This is a genomic window from Fluviicoccus sp. (assembly GCF_030646115.1).
Taxonomy (GTDB): domain Bacteria; phylum Pseudomonadota; class Gammaproteobacteria; order Pseudomonadales; family Moraxellaceae; genus Fluviicoccus.
Map to the genome: position 1 here is coordinate 49,576 of NZ_JAUSMX010000019.1, position 14,447 is coordinate 64,022.

At 60.8% G+C, this 14,447-nt stretch carries 14 protein-coding genes and 1 riboswitch; of the genes, 9 read left to right on the forward strand and 5 right to left on the reverse strand.

Going from position 1 to position 14,447, the window contains the following annotated elements:
• Positions 1–34: 34 nt before the first annotated feature.
• Entirely contained in the window at positions 35–835 is an 801-nt protein-coding gene (locus tag Q7T36_RS14210) for an NPP1 family protein (protein WP_304849921.1), read from the forward strand.
• A gap of 256 nt (positions 836–1,091) precedes the next feature.
• Here Q7T36_RS14210 and Q7T36_RS14215 read toward each other — a convergent pair whose 3' ends face one another.
• The 3 genes from Q7T36_RS14215 to Q7T36_RS14225 form a co-directional block, all read right to left on the reverse strand.
• Positions 1,092–2,369: an OprO/OprP family phosphate-selective porin gene (locus tag Q7T36_RS14215; RefSeq protein WP_304849924.1), complete on the reverse strand. Its 1,278-nt coding sequence runs from the start codon at positions 2,367–2,369 to the stop codon at positions 1,092–1,094.
• 68 nt (positions 2,370–2,437) lie between these two features.
• Complete coding sequence (locus Q7T36_RS14220) at positions 2,438–3,007, reverse strand: 2-hydroxychromene-2-carboxylate isomerase (protein WP_304849926.1); 570 nt, start codon at positions 3,005–3,007, stop codon at positions 2,438–2,440.
• A gap of 115 nt (positions 3,008–3,122) precedes the next feature.
• The gene (locus Q7T36_RS14225; RefSeq protein WP_304849929.1) at positions 3,123–4,523 is read right to left on the reverse strand and encodes an FAD-binding oxidoreductase; all 1,401 of its coding nucleotides are present in this window, start codon (positions 4,521–4,523) and stop codon (positions 3,123–3,125) included.
• 84 nt (positions 4,524–4,607) lie between these two features.
• On the opposite strand from Q7T36_RS14225, the gene serA reads away from it, so the two are divergent.
• The 4 genes from serA to lpoB all read left to right on the forward strand — a co-directional run bounded on the left by serA (position 4,608) and on the right by lpoB (position 8,769).
• The gene (gene serA, locus Q7T36_RS14230) at positions 4,608–5,837 is read left to right on the forward strand and encodes a phosphoglycerate dehydrogenase (protein ID WP_304849932.1); all 1,230 of its coding nucleotides are present in this window, start codon (positions 4,608–4,610) and stop codon (positions 5,835–5,837) included.
• A gap of 133 nt (positions 5,838–5,970) precedes the next feature.
• Positions 5,971–6,648, forward strand: a complete 678-nt coding sequence (locus Q7T36_RS14235; protein WP_304849935.1) for a hypothetical protein — start codon at positions 5,971–5,973, stop codon at positions 6,646–6,648.
• A 117-nt stretch (positions 6,649–6,765) separates the two neighbouring features.
• The gene (locus Q7T36_RS14240; RefSeq protein ID WP_304849938.1) at positions 6,766–8,136 is read left to right on the forward strand and encodes a COG3014 family protein; all 1,371 of its coding nucleotides are present in this window, start codon (positions 6,766–6,768) and stop codon (positions 8,134–8,136) included.
• A gap of 9 nt (positions 8,137–8,145) precedes the next feature.
• On the forward strand, positions 8,146–8,769 hold the full coding sequence (gene lpoB, locus Q7T36_RS14245) for a penicillin-binding protein activator LpoB (RefSeq protein ID WP_304849940.1): 624 nt from the start codon (positions 8,146–8,148) through the stop codon (positions 8,767–8,769).
• 17 nt (positions 8,770–8,786) lie between these two features.
• Here the strand turns inward: lpoB and rluD are convergent, their stop codons facing one another.
• Positions 8,787–9,755 carry a 23S rRNA pseudouridine(1911/1915/1917) synthase RluD gene (gene rluD / locus Q7T36_RS14250; protein ID WP_304849943.1) on the reverse strand — a complete coding sequence of 323 codons (969 nt, stop codon included), beginning with the start codon at positions 9,753–9,755 and terminating at the stop codon, positions 8,787–8,789.
• Between the two features lie 64 nt (positions 9,756–9,819).
• Here rluD and Q7T36_RS14255 point away from each other — a divergent pair, with 64 nt between their 5' ends.
• Entirely contained in the window at positions 9,820–10,701 is an 882-nt protein-coding gene (locus Q7T36_RS14255; protein WP_304849946.1) for an outer membrane protein assembly factor BamD, read from the forward strand.
• Between the two features lie 14 nt (positions 10,702–10,715).
• Positions 10,716–11,159, forward strand: coding sequence for an OsmC family protein (locus Q7T36_RS14260; protein WP_304849949.1), 444 nt, complete (start codon positions 10,716–10,718; stop codon positions 11,157–11,159).
• A 6-nt stretch (positions 11,160–11,165) separates the two neighbouring features.
• Here Q7T36_RS14260 and Q7T36_RS14265 read toward each other — a convergent pair whose 3' ends face one another.
• A complete protein-coding gene (locus Q7T36_RS14265) occupies positions 11,166–12,200 on the reverse strand; it encodes a hypothetical protein (RefSeq protein WP_304849952.1) in 1,035 nt (344 codons plus the stop codon).
• Between the two features lie 190 nt (positions 12,201–12,390).
• A riboswitch (cyclic di-GMP riboswitch) is annotated at positions 12,391–12,465 on the forward strand.
• Between the two features lie 83 nt (positions 12,466–12,548).
• Between Q7T36_RS14265 and Q7T36_RS14270 the strand changes: the two genes are divergently transcribed.
• Both Q7T36_RS14270 and Q7T36_RS14275 read left to right on the forward strand, forming a co-directional pair.
• Complete coding sequence (locus Q7T36_RS14270) at positions 12,549–13,787, forward strand: triacylglycerol lipase (protein WP_304849955.1); 1,239 nt, start codon at positions 12,549–12,551, stop codon at positions 13,785–13,787.
• Between the two features lie 150 nt (positions 13,788–13,937).
• Positions 13,938–14,426 (forward strand): PH domain-containing protein, encoded by a 489-nt coding sequence (locus Q7T36_RS14275; RefSeq protein ID WP_304849958.1) that lies wholly within the window; start codon positions 13,938–13,940, stop codon positions 14,424–14,426.
• The last annotated feature ends 21 nt before the right edge of the window (positions 14,427–14,447 follow it).

The window sequence follows — 14,447 nt, forward strand, 5'->3', positions numbered from 1 at the left end:
CACCAAATACCTATAACGATTTCCCGGGGGCTCCATGCGTTCCATTCTCGCTTCCTTGGCGTTGGCTGCCGGACTGTTGTCCGCGCCTGCCGCCCATGCCTTGTACAATCCGGCCGACCTGCTGGCCACGCTGCAGTTTGACGGCACCGACTGGTTTGATACCGGCGAGCAGAACTTCCCGCAAGCCTACCGCTTCACCCCCTACGATGCCGATGTCGAGCACAACAAGGAAAACCTGATACGTTTCAAGATTGGCGGCAGCGTGACCGGCACCGGTTCCACGGGCTGGGCCAATCGCGGGCCGAATGACCAGCGTCCGGCGGTGTATTTCCATTTTGTGCAGTCGGGCGGTTACGACGTGTATCAATACTGGCTGTATTACGCGGACAACGACTGGTTGAACGACCATGAACATGACTGGGAGCGTTACAACGTCTATGTCAAGAACGGCGTACCGACGCATGTGGCGATCAGCCAGCACAATGGCGAGCAGATGGTGACCTGGGCGAAAATGGCCAAGGACGGGACGCATCCGAAAATCGGGGTGGATGGCGGGGCGCATGCCATGAAGACCGGGGGCGAGGACGGGGTGCAGATTCGCTATAACGGGGCGATCAGCAAGAATGGCGGGCGGCTGGATGCGGGGAACGGGACGACGCAGCCGTGGGTGATTTATTCGAATGATGTGGGCTTTGCGGGGACCACGCCTTTTACGCAGACGCCGAATGTGTTTTATTACGGGGATCCGGCGTACAGCACGAATTCGGCGGAGTTTGGGGATTTGCGGGATGCGCCGTGGATTCGGGCGGAGTGGAATTCACCGGCTTTGCCGTGATGTTTCGGGATGGGGTAAGGGCGCATTGAATGCGCCCTTTTTCATTTCCCCCTTGGAAAGGGGGATCAAGGGGGTTTTGTCATCCGCCTGCCGCGGGCCTTCCTTTTGTCTTGGCAAAAGTAAGCAAAACCGTGTCCTACGCCAAAACTCGCTTTCCGTTCCTTCCCTCTTGATGCCTCGTTTCCATCTCTGCGTTCCTGATCTTGTTGGCTCAAACAGTTGGCTGCGGACGGCGTTGGGGGTTGTGGGGTCTGAGTTAGAAGGCGATTTGGGCGCGGAGCTGGGCGATGTGCGGTTGGTCGGTGTCGAGGGTTCCGTTGGCGTCGTAGTCTTTTTCGGCGTTGACTTTGATCAGGTTGGCGGCGAAACGGATCAGGGGGTTGGGGTACCAGTTCAGGCCGAGCGTGAGGGTGTTCATTTGGCCGCCGGTGATTCCGGCTGCTTTGTCGTTCAGGTCCAGCGCGTCGTAGCGCAGCGCCAGTTCCCACGCGCCGCCCTTAGCCGTCGGGGTGATGCGGCTGTAGGTGGCGATTTTCATGTCCCACGGGCGGCTTTCACCGGTCAGGCTATAGGTTCCGGCGAGGTAGCCGCCGCTGAAGGTGGCATCTGCTTTCCCGCCGAAACGGTTGACTTTGACTTGTGTCACTTCACCCTGCAACGACCACGGCCCCTGTGTCCACGACAGTTCGGTGGCGATGGCGGTGATGGTGCTGACATTGGCGATGGCTCCCGTATCCGCGAGCTTGACGGGGGTGATGTGCGAATCCGGGCGGGCGCTGAAGCCGGCCGTATTGTCTGTCTTGTCGCGCCAGTAAGTGCTTAGGCCTATGGAGACGACGTTGCCGGTCTGGTGCCGGGGTGCGATGACCAGCCGCGCGGAACTACCCCAGGATTCGTTGAGCTTGGTCTGGGCGTTGTTGGCGGTATCGCCGTACAGCCCGGCCCCGAGGCTCCAGTTTTCCCCCCAACGCATGATGGCGATGCCCTGATTGTAGTCGGGGGCGAAGGTGTCGATGGCCATGGAACGTTCCATGAAGATGACGTCGACGGCGCTGGCGTATTCCTCCAGTCCGTACATTTCGAAAATGTTGCCGATCTGGATTTGGGTGTTGGGGAAGCCGGTGTAGGCGAGGTAGCCCTCGGTGACGCGGACTTTCTGGCCGGTCAGCACCTCGGTTTCCAGTTTGTAGTCCCAGCCCGGCGCCACCGTGCCACGCGCGCCCAGACGGAAGGCGCGCAGTTCGGAGCCGCTGCCCAGATTATTGATATCCTTGCGGTAGAAGGCGTAATCCGCCTGCAAACGGCCGAAGAAACGGAAGCGGGTGGAGCCGTCGGCGGATTGGGCGCGCAGGCCGCCATCGATGCGGTTGAGCGACGGCTGCGCCTTGAGGCGGGCGATTTCAGCCTCTAGGGCTTGAAGGCGTTGTTCCATGTTCATACGGCCGTGATGACCAGCGGCATGATCCGCCTGAACGGGCCGCGAGGCCGCCAGCAATACCAGGCAGAGCATCAGGAAACCCGGCCGCAACATCATGATCCGCACTCCATGGCGGGGTGAAGATATTCACCCTTACCAGAAGACTAGATGTTGCGGGGAATTTGTCAGGCTTTTTTCAAACGGTCTATCAAAAGGAACATGCGGTCTTCGCCGAAATACAATTCACCGTCCAACAGGAACGTCGGAGCGCCGAAGCCCCCGGCGGCAACCACCGCTTCGGTATTCTCGCGCAAACGCGCCTTGACCCCGTCGTCCCCGGCCTTGGCCATCAAGGCCTCACCCACCAGCGAATTCAGGGTGATGCTGTCAGACACATCAATGCCCTGCCCCCAATACATATCAAAAAGCTTCATGCTTAGCGCGGGCAGTTGCGCTTCGTCAGCGGCACAAAGCACGCGCTGCACGGTGACAGTGTTGGCGGGGAAGGATTTCGGGACCGTCAACGGAAAGCCGTAATAGGCAGCCAGCCGCGACAAATCCTTGAACATGTAAGGCATCTTGGCGGGCACCGTGAACGCCGGACCGGTATTGCCGGTGGCCTTGAACACACCGCCCAACAGGCAGGGACGCCAGCGCACGGTGGCCAGTCCGTCCAGCTCGTGGATTCGCTTGGCGGCGACGTAACTGTAGGGACTGACGATGTCGTAGAAGAAATCAACAATGGGCAGGGGCATGGCGCGGCGGTCTCACGGAGATTGTTAGTGTTATGGTCAAGACTCCCCGCTTCAGGTCAAGCGGGGAATGCGGAACATTACACCGCCCAACCGGCCGCGCCAAGGGGAGAAACGGTCAAGCCTCCAGATCGAAGATCTTGCCCGGATTGACGACATTGTTGGGGTCGAATACCTGCTTGATCGCCTTCAGGTAGGCAATTTCTTCCGGCGAACGGCTGTAGCCCAGATACGGCTTCTTGGTCATGCCGACGCCGTGTTCGGCGGAGATGGAGCCGTCGTACTTCTGCACGGTTTCGAATACCTGCTTGTTCACCACCTGACACTTCGCGAAGAAGTCTTCCTTGCTGAGGTCGGCGGGCTTGAGGATGTTCAGGTGCAGGTTGCCGTCGCCGATGTGGCCGAACCAGACCACGTCGAAATCGGGGTAGTTTTCGGTGACGATGGCGTCAATGTCGGCGATAAAGGCCGGAACGCGGCTGATCAGCACCGAAATGTCGTTCTTGTACGGCGTGTACTTGGCGATGGTCTCGGAAATGTCCTCGCGCAGCCGCCACAGGTTCTGCAGCTGGGTTTCGTTCTGGCTCATCACCCCGTTGATCACCCAGCCCTGCTCTACGCAGTGCTCGAACAGGCCCATCGCCTGCTCTTCCATGACTTCTGACAGCGCCTCGAACTCCAGCAGCGCATAGAACGGCGTGACTTCGGAGAACGGACGGGCGATGTCGCCGCTCGCCGTCACGCACTGCACGGCCAGTTCGGAGAAGAACTCGAAGGCGGTCAGGTCCAGTTGCGCCTGGAAAGTGGCGAGGATGTTCATCACCGACGCGAAGTCCGGCGTGCCCAGCACCATCACCTTCAGGTTGCGCGGCTTGCGCTCCAGCTTGATCTCGGCCTCGGTGACAAAACCCAGCGTGCCTTCCGCGCCAATAAACAGGTGGCGCAGGTCATAGCCGGTGGCGTTCTTGATCATGCCCTTGTTCAGGCGCAGGATGTCGCCCTTGCCGGTGACGACGGTGAGGCCCAGCACCCAGTTGCGGGTCATGCCGTAGCGGATCACCTTGATGCCGCCTGCATTGGTGCCGATGTTGCCGCCGATCTGGCTGGAACCGGCCGAGGCGAAGTCCACCGGGTAATAGAGATCCTGCTCGTCGGCGTATTGCTGCAGTTGTTCGGTGACCACCCCGGCCTGCACCCGCACCAGGCGGTCGGCGGCGTGGAATTCCAGCACCTTGTTCATGCGGTCGAAGCTGATCACCACTTCCCCGGAAGCTGCAACCGCTCCGGCGGACAGCCCGGTGCGGCCGCCGGACGGCACCAGCGCGAATTTTTCGACATTGGCCAGGCGCACAATGGCCTGCACCTCCTCGGTGGTGGCCGGGAAAACAATGGCAGACGCAGCGGGGGTGAAGTGCTTGGTCCAGTCAACGCCCCAGGTTTTCAGGCTGTCGGCATCAGTCTTGACACGGGTTTCCCCGACAATGGCTTGCAACTGGTGGAGTGCGGAGGGGGTGAGCATGGCTTATCCTGAAATCACGTGGTTTGGCAAGGCGTTTATGGTATCATATGCGGCTTGAATTTTCGGCCTTCAGGAACCGCCCCCATGAGCCAACTCTCCCTCGACAAAGCCAAGATCCGCTTCCTGCTGCTGGAAGGCGTGCACAAGAACGCCCTCGACGTGCTGAGCAACAACGGCTACACCAACATTGAATACCTGCGCGGCGCGCTGGATGAAGACGCCCTGATCGAGAAGATCAAGGACGCGCACTTCCTGGGCATCCGTTCCCGCACCCAGGTCACCGAGAAGGTGCTGGCCGCCGCCAACAAGCTGGTCGCGGTCGGCTGCTTCTGCATCGGCACCAATCAAGTCAACCTGAAGGCCGCCATGGAAAAAGGCGTGCCGGTGTTCAACGCCCCCTTCTCCAACACCCGTTCGGTAGCCGAACTGGTGCTGGCCGAAGCCATCCTGCTGCTGCGCGGCATTCCCGAGAAGAATGCGCTGGTGCATCGCGGCGGCTGGTCGAAGTCGGCGGAAGGCTCGTTTGAAACCCGCGGCAAGGTGCTGGGCATCGTCGGTTACGGCTCCATCGGATCGCAACTGTCGGTGCTGGCCGAGTCGCTGGGCATGCAGGTCATCTACTTTGACGTAGTCACCAAGCTGCCGCTGGGCAACGCCCGCCAGGTCGGCACCATGGACGAACTGCTCGCCGCCGCTGACGTGGTGACCCTGCACGTACCGGAACTGGCTTCCACCAAGAACATGATGAAGGCCGAACAGTTCGCCAAGATGAAGCCGGGCGCCATCTTCATCAACGCCGCCCGCGGCACCTGCGTCGATATCGACGCTCTGGCGGAAGCCCTGGAAAGCAAGCACATCGGCGGCGCCGCCATCGACGTGTTCCCCAAGGAGCCGAAGGCCAACGACGAAGAATTCCTGTCGCCGCTGCGCAAGTTCGACAACGTCATCCTCACCCCGCACATCGGTGGTTCCACGCTGGAAGCCCAGGCCAACATCGGCCTGGAAGTGGCCGAGAAGTTCGCCCGCTATTCCGACACCGGCACCACGCTGTCGGCCGTGAACTTCCCTGAAGTGGCGATTCCGCTGCAACCGGGCAAGCACCGCCTGCTGCACATCCACCGCAATGTGCCGGGCGTGCTGTCCGCCATCAACCGGGTGTTTGCCGAAAACAACATCAACATCTCGGCGCAAAGCCTGATGACCAACGAAGCCATCGGCTATCTGGTCATGGATGTGGATGCGGACTGTTCAACCGTCGCCCTGCAAAAGCTGCAGGAAATTGACGGCACCATCCGGACGCGCGTGCTGTACTAAGCCGCCCGGCTCCGGAATGAAAACAAAACCGCCTCCGGGCGGTTTTGTTTTTGTGAAGTAGCTAACGAATTGCGGGCAGCAAAGTGCTATCCTTCTGTACATGATTCAACCACAACAACAAAGATAGCCGCGCATGTTCATATTCCAGCATCCGTTTTTCTTCTGCCTGTGGCTTCTGGCGGCCGGAATACTGCTGCCTGCCGGAACGGCCATGGCCGATGGTGACGACGTAGCCGCGCTTCAATCCCGCACCCCCGCGCAATGGCAACTGATCAAGGAAGACAAGCCGCGCAACATTCAGGTGTACAGCAAACGCGAGGACAACGCGCGGGTCCGCTCCATGAAAGCCGAGGCGGAATTGCCGGCCACGGTCAGCGACATGGTCAAACTGCTGATGGACTTTGACAGCTATCCGCAATGGTTCTGGCGCCTGAAGGAAATCCGCCTGCTGAAACAGGTTTCCCCGCAGGAAGCCTTTGTCTACGCTGTATTCAGCCCACCCATGGGCTTCCCGGATCGTGACGTGGTGCTGCACTTCAAGGCGGAATTTGTGCGGAACGGCCAGCGCGCCATGGTTCAGGCGTCCTCCGTAGCCGACTACATGCCGGAGCAGCCCGGACGGGTGCGCATGCCCTTTGCGCGCATGGAAAGCTGGATTGCCGCCGTTGACGAGGATCGCATCTATTTCAAAGGCGAAGTAGTGATGGACCCCGGCGGCAACCTTCCGATCTGGGCCAGCAATTTTGTGCAGCGCCAGGGGCCTTACATCACCATGATCAACCTGCTGAAACGGCTGGACCGGAAGTCCTGAGCCTCGGACACCAAGCACAGGCCATTCAGCCCCCCCGATTAAAGAAACAGCAACAAAGCCCCGGCTAAACCCCGCCGGGCTTTGCTAGACTCAGACAAAACCGAATCACGAGCCGCCATGCCGTTGCGCATCAGCTTTTTCCTGTGCACCCTGCTGCTCTTGGCCGGGTGCGCCAACAACAGTGTCTTCACCCCTTATCCGGTTCGCGCCGGAGTCTATACCCACGCCATCAGCTCCCATAACCTGACCCCCGCCCTGACGGAAACCCGTAAAATCGGCAGCGGCCGTGATGTGCTGCTGGCGCGCCTGGAAGAAGGACGGCTGGCCCAGCTGGAGGGTGACTATCCCGCCAGCCTCAAGGCCTTTGCCGAAGCCGACCGCCTGATCCGCCAGGCAGAAGACAAGGCGCTGATTTCCGCGAGCCAGACCGCCAATCAGGGACTGTCGCTGGTCAGCAACGACAACGCCATTCCCTATCGCAGCCCCGCTTATGAGCAAGTGCTGCTGCACAGCTACCAGGCGCTGAACTATGTGGCCGCCAACAATCGTGAAGGCGCGCTGGTGGAAATGCGGCAGGCGCAGCGCCTGCAGGACAAGGCCCGTGACGCCCATGACGGCGAGGACACCTCCACCGGCCTCTCAACTGCCGCGATGGAACACTATAACGGTGAACTGACCAACCTCGACAATCTGGCCAAACGCACCGGCTCCGCCGTGCAGAACCCGTGGTCGCTGTATCTGGCCGGGGTGCTGTATGAGTCCGGCAAGCAGTGGGACGACGCCTATATCGACTACAAGCGCGCCCTGTCGCTGGCCCCGGACCATCCGCAACTGCAACTGGACGTCATCCGCCTGGCCCTGCAACTGAACCGCCGTGAAGACCTTTCACCGCTGAAGCTACCGGCCGCACCTGCTCCGCGCAAACCCAGGGAGAATGAAGGCTTCGTCGTGGTGATGTACGAAGAAGGCCTGGCGCCGCCGCGTCAGGAACTGTTCCTGCCCTTCCCGTGGCCGGAAGCCTGGTATGTGCTGGCCATTCCCTACTATCCGCAGGCCTGGCAGGCCGCCACCCCGTTGCGGGTGGAGGCCGCCGCCCTGAAACAACCGGTGCAGACGCAACCGCTGGCCGACATCCAGGCCTTGTCCGCCCGCGCCCTGCGTGACCGCATGCTGTCGTTGCTGACCCGGCAGACACTGCGCGCCCAGACCAAGCACCAGATGCAAAAAGAAAGCCGCGACAAAGGCGGTGAACTGCTGGGGATGCTGGTGGGTGCTTACAACCTGATCAGCGAACAGGCCGACCTGCGCAGCTGGCTGACCTTACCCCGATTCGCCCATATCGCCCGCTTTCCCTTACCGGAAGGCGAGCATGAAATTCGCCTGAACGGCGCTTCCACCGTCCGGCTGACCGTCAACCGCCAGCGCCTTACCCTGTTGCGGGTGGTGCAGGTGGACAACCAGTTTTACACGGCCGCCTGGCCGCTTTAGGAGAACACCATGAAACATACCGCCCTGATCAGCACCGCCATCCTCACGGCGGCTTTGGGAGGCTGCGCCAGCGTCCATTATGGCGATGCGCAGGCCCCGGAGACCGTCACTGAACGCTTCGGCTCCACCGACCTGCAAATGACTGCCAAGAGCATGACCGAATCGCTGCTGGCCTCGCCGGTGATTGGTGAAGCCACGGCCGCCAGCAAGCGCCCGGTGCTGTTTGTGGAACGCATTGCCAACAAGACTGACGAACACATCGACACCGAGTCCGTGCTGGACAGCATGACCACCAAGCTGCTGCAATCCGGCAAGGTGCGGCTGGTGGACATGTCGCGGGTGGAATCGGCGCGCTCGCAATTGAAGTTCCAGAACAACGATGAGCTGGTGGACCCCAAGACCGCCATCCGTTTCGGACAGATGATTGGCGCGGAATACATGTACTACGGCAACCTGAGCAGCATCTACAAGGAAGCGGGCGGCACCGGCGATGTGTACAGCAAGTTCACCAAGACCAAGTCGGTCTATTACAAGTTCACGCTGAAGCTGATGAACCTGAAGACCGGACTGGTGGAATGGCAGGACGAACAGGAAATCCGCAAGACCGCGAAGAAGGGGTTGCTGGGGCTGTGAGTGTCAGGCGGAGTGATTTACTCCGCCGCTACATCCCGCTCCAGCACCGCCAGCAGTTCCCGGAAATCTTCCGGCAGGGGTGACTCAAAGCTCATGTCCTCACCGCTGGCCGGGTGCACCAGGCCCAGCCGCCGGGCATGCAGCGCCTGACGAGGAAAGTGCTGCAACATCTCCAGCAGCTCCTGCGTGGCGCCCTTGGGGTGGCGGTGACGCCCGCCATACACCGGGTCGCCCAGCAGCGGATGGCCCTTGTGCGCAAAATGGACACGGATCTGGTGGGTGCGGCCGGTTTCCAGCTGCACCCGCACATGGGTATGGCCCCGGAAACGCTTGATGACCCGGTAGTGCGTCACCGCCGGCTTGCCGCCGGTGATCACGGCCATGCGCACCCGCTCGGTGGGGTGGCGGCCAATGGGGGCATTAATGGTGCCGCCGCTGACCAGCACGCCCTGCACCACCGCCTCGTATTCCCGATGCACTGACTTCTCGGACAACTGCTCCACCAGATCCGCCTGGGCAGGCAAGGTCTTTGCCACCACCAGCAGGCCGCTGGTGTCCTTGTCGATGCGGTGCACCAGACCGGCGCGGGGAATGTGCTGCAGGTCGGGGCAATGCGCCAGCAAGGCGTTCAGCAGCGTACCGTCCGGATTGCCCGCGCCAGGATGCACCACCAGTCCGGCGGGCTTGTCCAGCACCAGCAGGTGTTCGTCTTCATAGAGGATGGTCAGCGGCATCGCTTGCGGCAGGGCATGGGTTTCAATGTCCAGCACCACGTTCAGCACCAGATCCTCGCCGCCGGCCACGCGGTCTTTGGGGCGGCCGGTCTTGCCGCCGACGGTGAGGTGGCCGTCCTGAATCCAGGTTTTCAGCCGCTCACGCGAATATTCGCCGAACAGGTGCGCGGCCGCCTGATCCAGCCGCATGCCGGACATATCGGGCGGCACACGGGATTCCAGGATCTGGCAATGTTGGGTTTCTGTAGACATATTTGGCGCGCCGTTGGATAAAGTGCTTAAATACGCGCAATTCTACCCCCTTTTGAGAGAGATTATGCGTCGGTTCGCCGCCCTCGCACTGGCCGCTGCACTGGCTGCGTGCAGTTCCGCCCCTGATAAAAACCGTTCACTGACCGAAAAAGAGTATTACGACGCCGCCCAGAAGTCGCTGCGCTACGGGAATTTCGAAACCGCCGGCAAGCATCTGGAAGCCCTGGAGTCGCATTACCCGGTTGGCGCCTACACGGAACAGGCGCAACTGGAACTGATTTTCGCCCGTCTCAAGCACATGGATTATCCGGGTGCGCAGTCCGCCGCCGACCGCTTCATCCGCCTGCACCCGCAGCATGCCAAGCTGGACTACGCCTATTACCTGAAAGGCCTGGCCGGTTTCGAGTCCGGACGCGACTCCTTTCTCACCTTTTTCAACCAGAACGAGGCGCATCGCGACCAGAGCAACGGCCGCAAGGCCTTTGACCAGTTCCGTGAACTGCTGGCACGCTTCCCGGACAGTCCCTATGCCGCCGACGCCCGCCAGCGCATGGTCAGCCTGCGCAACCAGTTTGCCGAAGCCGAGATGCACTCGGCCCGCTATTACCTGAAGCGCGGCGCCTGGGTCAGCGCCCTGAACCGCGCCCGCTGGGTTATCGAGAACTACCCGCAAACCCCGCAGACCCCGGAAGCGCTGGCCATGACCGCCTATTGCCAGCAGCAACTGGGCATGACGGACTTGGCCGCCAACAACTTGGCGCTGCTGAAGCTGAACCACCCGGACTATGTGGACGAAAAAGGCCGCCCGCGCATTGACCTGGGGCCTCAAAATGAAAAGCGTTCCTGGCTGAACATGGCCACCTGGGGCCTGGTGGGCAGCAAGAATGCCGACAATGACTTCCCGGCGAGCCCTCCCGTCCCCCCTGTGTCCGCCCCCCAACCCTGAACCCGGAGCCTGCCATGCGCGAGCCGCTGAAAATACGTATTACGCGGGAAGAAGACTACCGCTTTACCGTCGATTTCGGCGAAGCCATGGCCTTACTGGAAGCCGACCTGCCCGCACCGCTGGGCCAGGGCGCCGGTCCCTCTCCCGAACATCTGCTGGCCGCCGCCGTGGCCAATTGTCTTTCCGCCAGCCTGGTGTTTGCCCTGCGCAAGTTCAAGCAGGACGCGGGCGCCATGGAAACCGTAGTCAGCTGTTCGGTCGGCCGCAACGAGCAGAACCGCATGCGCATTTCCGGCATGGAAGCCGTGATCAATCTGGGCCGTCCGGCCGAGGGCATTGAGCATCTGGAACGGGTGCTGGGCCAGTTCGAGGACTTCTGCACCGTTTCACAAAGCGTGCAAAGCGGCATTCCGCTCAGCATCCACGTGGAAGACAGCACCGGCCTCCGCCTGAAGTGATCGCGCTTAATTGACACCGATGACCTGCCGCTCCTTGTAGCGGTAGTAACCCGAAGCCTCCTCATTACGCAGCAGTTGCGCCTCGCCTTCGCCAAACAGCTTGTTCTGCAAGGCGTTCAGCTGCAATTGCAGGGTTTGCCCCTGATACTGCTTTTCCAACGCCGCCCGTTGCGCCATATAGCTCTCTCCGGAGCTGAAGCGCTGGGTGCGCTGCTCGTCCAGCACCTCCAAGCGCTCCAGGGCGTCCTGCTTCAACCCCAGCTTGCTGCGCAGTTCGCGCAATACCTGCCGCTGCTGCTCGGGTGTTTGCCGGTGCAAATCCTCCTGTACTGACCCCAGCTTCAGGAAGCCTTCCATCAACTGCACCGGATGTGACTGCTCCGGGTTGAGCGAGTCCTGACCATAAACCGTTGCCAGCGTCTTCACATAACTGTCCACTTTATGGCTGACCGGCTGTCCGGACTGGTCAATCTTGCGCAACGCATCCTCCACTTTCTCCTGCTTCAGATCCTGTTCCCAAATGACATAAGCATCCTTGCCGAAAAACTGCACACGCTTGTCCCACAAAGCTTTGCGCCGTTCTTCCAGACTGGCGTAAACCAGCTTGCCCTGCGACATCTTCAGCCAGTCGCTATAGCTGTCGTAGGCTTCCAGAGTGGCTAGCAAGGCCTCAGCCTGTTCCGGGAATATCTGCCGCAGCAAATCCCGCAGCCGGGCCTGCCAGTCGTTGGGATATTTCTTTTGCAGCATCTTGGTCAGGGTTTCAATGACGCGGATGCGCCAGTAGGGTTGGTCCAGCTTGTCACCGAAGCGGTCCCGCATGGCCTTGGCCAGTTGCTGCTCGTCGGGCGGCAACTGGCTGAGCGGGCCGCTGGTGTAGATGGGAGCCGCCAGCCGGACATCGGCCGTTGTCGGCGGCGTGTCCGTCGCGGCGATCGCCTCTTCAGCAACGTCCGGCTTTTTCAGCGCCAGAAACAGCAGCACACCAATGCTGGCCAGCATCACGGCCAGACTGGCGAATACCCACAGACGTTTTTTCACAACCCTGCACTCCTCGGCTGACGCCGTATTCTTCTTCTGCCCCGATTATGCCCACAGTGATGATGAAACGTACAGTTACCAGCGGTTTAATTAGTCGACGAACGGCTATTGCATGTTTTTCAACCATACGCATAATTGTGAGCAAGGTCTCGCTTTTTGGGGACTGTCAGGGAACATGTTCTTAAGGACAGATTCAACACGCCAAACCACGAGCAATCGTGGGACGGAAAGCCGCGAGTCCCTCCGGGATAGTCGGGCCGCCTCAGGGGCTGAGCATGCCTCCACAGACGCCAAATTTCCGCCTTGCGTGTTGCCGCAGTCAAACCAGAACTATAAAGGTCGGCGCACATGAACTTCAAGAAACTGGCAGCGGTCGCTGCCACCGTCATGATCACGCTGGGGCTTGGAACCCAGCAGGCGGCAGCCGAAGAAGCTGCCAAAACCAAATATCCCGTTGTTCTCGCCCACGGCATGGCCGGTTGGGACTCGCTGTTGGGCATTGATTATTTTGGCGATGAATGGGGCACCTTCGCCCTGGACGGTTGTTCCTTCCTCGAAATCAACGGCTGCAATGACTGGGTGCCCGGCGACCAGAAAGCCGAAGCCTTCCAGGTGACCTCGCTGGGCTCTTCCGAACTGCGCGGCCTGCAACTGGCCGATCAGGTGGAAAGCTACATGGCGGCCCAGGGCACGCAATACATCAACCTGGTGGGCCACTCGCAAGGCGGTTTCGACATCCGCAAAGTGGCGCATGTGCTGAAGGCCCGCAAGGGTTATGTGGTGGTGAAGGACCTGATCAGCTTGTCCTCCCCGCATCGCGGCAGCCCTTATGCCAAGAAGATCCTGGACAAGTATGCCCGCAACGGCGACCAGTTCTGCTGGAACCTGCCCTGGGACGGTAATCCCGCCAATGACCCCTGTGGCGTGTTGGTCGCCCAGATGGCCGACATCCTCTATAACGCTGTCAACACCGTGTCCGGCCAGTCGGCCCGCAACAGCATCATCGAAGGCGGCCTGCAACTGGTTTATAACGACTATGACCCCGATGACGGCAAGACCACCGGCTCCAAGGTCTTCAACCAGAACTACAACCTGACCGGCAGCGGTGGCGCAGCGGTGGCGGCACGCATCAGCTCGCTGATTACCGCACAGGACGACGGCAACCTGATGCCGCTGCTGAGTGCACTGGGCGCCATTATCGGCTTCAATGCGGACGGCGACGGCTATTGCGTGGATGACTGCGACAACGACGGCGCCTCCGGGGCCGGTGACGGCAGCACTTATGACATGGACGACGACGGTCTGGTGGGCATCAACTCGCAGCAGATCGGCACCCGCCTCAGCTATAACGAAAATGACTGGAAATGCGCCTGGTACGGTTGCTGGAACCCGCTGGACACCCTGGCCTCGGTCAGCGCCACCGGTTATGTGTCTGACGTGAACAACCCCAGTTCTATCCAGATGACCAGCCACACCGGCAAGATCAGCCAGGACCATCTGGATGTGACCGGTCTTGGCCCCGACACCTTTGACGAAATGGAGTTTTACGCGTCTATCAGCCAGTTCATTGCAGCCGGCGGCAACTGACGTTCTCCCTACCCCGGAGTCGTGCAGATCGAGAATACCCCCGCTTACCGGCGGGGGTTCTTGTTTTCGGGGTGCACGTGTTTCCCGCTTCGCCATCCTCCCGCCGCTTGTGCTAAGGTTCGCCTTCCCCGATTTTGCAAGGACACCGCCATGTTTTTCCCCACCGCCCCCTGGCCTGGCCTGTTGTATGTGATGACCGGCTTTGGCACCGTCTTGCTACTGGGCCTGACGCTGGTGCTGGGCGGCCAGGAGTCCACCCGGCTGGTGGCGGGTGCGCCCTTTGCGGTTTGGGTGTTGTGCGCGGTGTACATGGTGCGCGGTTTCCGGCTGGAGGGCCAGACGCTGTACATCAAGCGGCTGTTTCAGGAAACAGCCATTCCGCTGCAAGGCCTGGAGAAAGCCGAACATCGCCCGGCCGCACTGCTGGACGCGCGCCGCACCCTGGGCAACGGCGGGTTGTTTGCCTTTACCGGTCATTTCAGCAACGCCACGTTGGGCAGTTTCCGCATGTATGCCACCGACCCGGCGCTGGCCGTGACGCTGTACCTGCCCGACCGGATTGTGGTGGTGACCCCGGCCGACACGACCGCCTTCCTGAAAGCCGTGCAGCACCCGGAACCGGTGGCGGTGATTGATTAAGCGGGTCGCCAATCCGCTTTA

Coding starts and splice junctions, on each gene's coding strand:
- Q7T36_RS14210 (WP_304849921.1), top strand. CDS start 35: ATGCGTTCCATTCTCGCTTCCTTGGCGTTGGCTGCCGGACTGTTGTCC.
- Q7T36_RS14215 (WP_304849924.1), bottom strand. CDS start 2,369: ATGATGTTGCGGCCGGGTTTCCTGATGCTCTGCCTGGTATTGCTGGCG.
- Q7T36_RS14255 (WP_304849946.1), top strand. CDS start 9,820: ATGCGTCGGTTCGCCGCCCTCGCACTGGCCGCTGCACTGGCTGCGTGC.
- Q7T36_RS14235 (WP_304849935.1), top strand. CDS start 5,971: ATGTTCATATTCCAGCATCCGTTTTTCTTCTGCCTGTGGCTTCTGGCG.
- Q7T36_RS14220 (WP_304849926.1), bottom strand. CDS start 3,007: ATGCCCCTGCCCATTGTTGATTTCTTCTACGACATCGTCAGTCCCTAC.
- Q7T36_RS14225 (WP_304849929.1), bottom strand. CDS start 4,523: ATGCTCACCCCCTCCGCACTCCACCAGTTGCAAGCCATTGTCGGGGAA.
- serA (WP_304849932.1), top strand. CDS start 4,608: ATGAGCCAACTCTCCCTCGACAAAGCCAAGATCCGCTTCCTGCTGCTG.
- rluD (WP_304849943.1), bottom strand. CDS start 9,755: ATGTCTACAGAAACCCAACATTGCCAGATCCTGGAATCCCGTGTGCCG.
- Q7T36_RS14260 (WP_304849949.1), top strand. CDS start 10,716: ATGCGCGAGCCGCTGAAAATACGTATTACGCGGGAAGAAGACTACCGC.
- lpoB (WP_304849940.1), top strand. CDS start 8,146: ATGAAACATACCGCCCTGATCAGCACCGCCATCCTCACGGCGGCTTTG.
- Q7T36_RS14240 (WP_304849938.1), top strand. CDS start 6,766: ATGCCGTTGCGCATCAGCTTTTTCCTGTGCACCCTGCTGCTCTTGGCC.
- Q7T36_RS14270 (WP_304849955.1), top strand. CDS start 12,549: ATGAACTTCAAGAAACTGGCAGCGGTCGCTGCCACCGTCATGATCACG.
- Q7T36_RS14275 (WP_304849958.1), top strand. CDS start 13,938: ATGTTTTTCCCCACCGCCCCCTGGCCTGGCCTGTTGTATGTGATGACC.